The following is a 4,704-nucleotide window of genomic DNA, read 5'->3' as shown; positions in this document are numbered from 1 at the left end:
GTGTCGGCGTTCGGTCCGGGGCTGGTGGTGCGGCTCGACGAGAAGCTGCCCGATGCGCCGCATGGCATGGTGCTGTCGGACGTGATCCACGAAGCCGGACGCGACAAGTCGTATCACAACACGTTCCGGGCCATTCCTGCCGACCGCCCCTACCGGATTCCGATGCAGGAGCACTCGTGGCCGAAGATCGTCGGCACGTTGAGCGCGCGTGTTACCACGCGTGACGACAGCGATTACGCCGAGCTGGACGAGAACGGCCACTACACCGTGCGCTTCGACTTCGACACCGATCAATGGCCCAGAGGCGGCGAGAGCGTTCGCCTGCGGCTCGCGAAACCGTTCGCGGGCGCGAATCAGACGGGCTTTCACCTGCCGCTCCTACGCGATACCGAGGTCGGCATAGCCTTCGCGGGCGGCGATCCGCGGTGTCCTTATATCGCCCACGCTCACCACCACAGCCACGCGACCGACCTGATTCACGGCCGCAACGGATGGAACACGCGTAACACCATTCGCACCATCCGCAACAACAAGCTCAGGCTCGAAGACGCCGAAGGCAAGGAAGGCGTGAAGCTCGCCACCGAGTACGGCGGCAAGACGCAACTGAACCTGGGCTACATCGTCAACGCCGAAAGGCAGAAGCGCGGCGAAGGCTATGAGCTTCGCTCCGATTCGTGGGGAGCGCTTCGCGCCGGTAAAGGACTATTCCTTTCCGCCGATGCGCAGAAGACCGCGGGCGGTCAGACGCTCGACATGAGCGCGGCGCTCACGCAATTGCAGGCGGCGCAAGCCCGGATGCAGAGCCTTTCCGATGCGGTCAACAAGGCCAAGGCCGTGGTCGCCGCGTGCGAAGCGCAGAAGTCGCTGCTGGAAACGCAACTCAAGGACTTGCAGCAGGCGGTCATCCTCGCATCCGCGCCGCATGGCGTTGCGCTCACGAGCGGCGAACACATGCAACTGGCCGCGGGCGGGCATCTCTTCACCAGCACCGGCGGCAACGCAGACGCCGCGATCGGCGGCAATTACACCGTCGCGGCGGGCAATGCCGTGTCGCTCTTCGCCAATACACAGGGCGTCAAGGTGACGGCCGCCGAGGGCAAGATCGACGTGCAGGCGCAAGGCGACGCGCTCAATCTCGCCGCGCTCAAGGGCGTGACGATCGCGAGCACGGAAGACGCGATCACGCTCAACGCCAGGAAGGAACTGACGCTCTATTGCGGCGGCGCGTACGTCAAATTGACAAGTACGGGCGTGGAATTTGGCGGCCCGGAAATCATCCTGAAGGGACCGATGCGCGTGCGTGAATCGGCCACCAAGCAAAGCGCGCTGCCGCTCATGCCGAAGCAGGAGCCGACCGGCATGCAGCTTTGGCACGCCTATCCGAACGGCGAGCCGGTCAAGAACGCGCCGTATCGCGTGGCGTATCCGGACGGCTCATTCAGATGGGGCACGCTCGACGAGAACGGCAAAGGGATGCTCGCGAACGTGCCGCGCGGCGGCGGGCGTATCGAGTATTTCGAGGATGGTTATTCGATCAAAGACGACAAGCGCAGATGGACGCACCCCGCAGGCGTCGCCCAGACGCCAACAGAAGGTGCGGACGTGGCGTTGCCGAGCTTGACCGGTCCCGCAATGGCGGCTGTGCAGAACGCTTTACCAGCGCTCGCTGGACAAGCGGCATCGGTTGCTGCACTTACAGGCGGTGCGGGCGCAGCGCTCCACACGGCAGCGCAAACCGTTACGCAAGCCGCCATTGGCTCGATGGGTCAGCCACTCGGCCAGGTCACGCAACGCGCGGCCGGGACGCCACTGACGGGCATGGGACAGCAATCCACGCCGACGCTCGCCAAGTCCCTGACGTCGAAGTAACTCGCACTATTCACGCATAAGAACCAACAAGAAATGTCTACACCCGCAACACCGAGCAAGCCCGCGCCGCGACAGATCGCGCCGGCCATCAAACAGAATGCCGAAGAGCGGCGCGTCATTACTTACGAAATCACGCCCGCCAACCCGACGCCGAAGACCCGGCCGAAGCTCACGCAGGCCACCGTCGATTCGGTCAAGAACCACAGTCAGGAAATCTTCGTCCAGTGCCTTTACATGCTGCCTGTCGTGGGCAACGCCATGTCGTTGTATGACGTAGGCACGGACATCTACCGCATTTGCAGCAAGCCGGGTGAGTCGAAGAGTTTTACGGCATGGGGCATTCTCGCCATCGACGCCATCGGCGTGATTCCAGCGGCAGGCAACGCGAGCCGTCCCGCGCGCGCGGTCGTCAAGGAAGTGCTGCTCGCGTTCGCCAAGGGCGCGGCGGCGGCCGTGCTGGTCGATCTGTTCTGGGCGACAGCGGGCGGCGACGCGATCGCCTTTATGGAGCAACTCGACGAGAAACTGAAGGGGTGGCGTTCCGAGATCGACGCCGGAATTGCAAATGCATCGCGCACCGTGCGCAGCTTCGTGAAAGACCCTGTGTCGGCCGGCAAGCAAATGGGTCTCATCAAGGAGAACACGGGCTTTCTGTCGTGGTTGCCGACCGGTGAAGAAGTCACCCTGCATGGCATCGATGAATTGCTGAAGCTCTCGGGCCAGCGCGACACGATCCTGAAATGGCTCGATGCCTTCGACGCCAACCGCAGCGCGATGCTCAAGCAGGCATTCGGCGATGCGGCCACGGCCGGCACTCTGATCTTCATGGCCGCTCAGGTCGTAGCGGAAATCAAGCGGCGCAAGGCGCGCGGCATTCCCTCGCATACCGCGCACGCCGCGCCCGGCACGATGAAAAAGCCGCACACCAAGCCTGGCGAACATCGCGAGACCACGCAGAAAGGCGCAAAGCCCAGCGACCTGCCCGCGAAGGACGGCTGTGGGTGTCCGGCAACGGCGAGCAAGAGGCCGGTCAACTACGCGATGGGCGACGAGAACCTCGAACAGACCGACTTCGCGCTCGATGGCGTGACGCCGATCGTCTGGACGCGGCGCTATCGGTCGAGCCTTTGCGCTTACGATGCAAGCCCGCTCGGTGCGCGCTGGACGAGCCCCTATCACCTGTCGATCGACGAGCACGACAGCGGCGCGCTGACCTTCTTCGATCCGGACGCGCGCGCGGTGCCGCTGCCCGCCGTCCCGGTCGGCGATTCGATCGAGGTGCCGAGCGAGCAGCTCACCATCAGCCGAGTCGATGCGCGCACTCTGCAACTCGCCTATCCCGATGGCTCGCGCGAGGTCTACGAGCAAAGCCGCACCGTGAAGACGTCACGCTACCGGCTCGTCGGCCGCACAGGCCGCGACGGTCTCGGGCTGACGTTGAGCTACAACGACAAGGACGAACTGACCGGCATCACCGACGGCGCGGAGAACACGATCCGTATCGAGAACGTGAACGGGCGTGTGGCGGCAATCTATCGGATCGGCTTGCACGGCAGCCGCGACGAGGCGATCGCGCAGTACACGTACAGTCCAGAAGGCGATCTGATCGAGCACCGCGACGTACTTCATCACGCGCGCACGTATGTCTATCAGCATCACCTCCTTACGCGCTACACGGACTTCAACGGCAACCCGGCCAATCTCGAATGGGACGCGTTGGGCCGAAGCGCGGCAACGTCCGCGCAATCGCGCTGCGTGCGGACGTGGATCGCCAAGGACACAATCCTCGACCGCGAAATGAACGTTCACGCGCTGGCCCCGAAAGAGGACACGCGCTTCGAATATCACCGCGAGCACTGGTACACCAAAGTCACGGACGGCGAAGGCAACGCCACGATTCATCGATACGACCAGCACAACCGCATCATTCTGGACGAGCATCCGGACGGAACCAGCGACGCGTTCAACTGGAACGAGAACAATCAACTCGTCAGCACGAAGAACGCGCTCGGTCAGGTGCAGCGCTTCGAATACGACGAGCAAGGGCGTGTAAGCGCCGTCACCGACGCCCTCTCGCAGACCACGCGTACCGAGTACAACGACGCGGGCTTGCCGGTGAAGGTGACGAGTCCGACCGGCGACGTGAGCACGACCGATTACGACGCGCTCGGCCGACCGGTTGCCGTCACCGACGCGGCGGGCCGAACGACCCAATATTCGTGGAACGCACGCGGCCGGCTGATTTCGCTGACCGATCCGAAGGGCGGCGCGCGCCAGTTCGACTATGACAACGGCGGCCGTCTCATGAGGGCGACCGACTGCTCGGGCAACGCGACGCTGTATTCCTACGACGAGCGGGGGTTTCTGTCGCGCGTGACCGATGCAGAAGGCAACGAAACGGTCTACCGGCGCGATGCGCGCGGCCAGATTCAGCGCATCACGCGCGCGGACGGCACGGAAGAAAAGTTCACATGGGACGGCAACGGCAACCTGTTGACGTACCGTGACGGCGCGGGCACGGAGACGCTATACGGGTACGGTCAGCTCAATGAATTGCACTCTCGCCGCACGATTGTTGTTCCCGGAACCTTGGGCCAATGGATCGGCTACGGCTATGACAAACAGGGCCGGCTCGCCTCGCTGCGCAACGAAAACAACGAGTCGACGACCTTCCGTTACGACGCGCTCGGGCAGTTGATCGAACAGACCGGCTTCGATGGGCGCAGCATCAGCTACGAATGGGACGACGCCGGACGGCTCGCGGCCTCGACCGAAGCCGGGGTCGAGACGCGTTACGAGCGCGATCCGATGGGCCGATTGCTCGCGCGAAAGATC

Annotated in this window: 2 protein-coding genes; both read left to right on the top strand. The window is 63.8% G+C overall.

Features of this window, described 5'->3' with window-relative positions; translation table 11 throughout:
* The coding region (locus NCR93_RS31570) for a DUF2345 domain-containing protein (protein ID WP_250532463.1) at window positions 1-1,869 on the top strand (1,869 nt) is incomplete at its 5' end.
* Between the two features lie 33 nt (window positions 1,870-1,902).
* Window positions 1,903-4,704: DUF6531 domain-containing protein (locus NCR93_RS31565; protein ID WP_250532462.1), on the top strand; the 2,802-nt coding region annotated here is incomplete at its 3' end.

It is taken from the genome of Caballeronia sp. ATUFL_F1_KS39, assembly GCF_023630985.1.
GTDB lineage: Bacteria > Pseudomonadota > Gammaproteobacteria > Burkholderiales > Burkholderiaceae > Caballeronia > Caballeronia zhejiangensis.
Note: the sequence above shows the minus strand (reverse complement) of the source record. Positions and strands in the feature narration are given on the sequence as shown.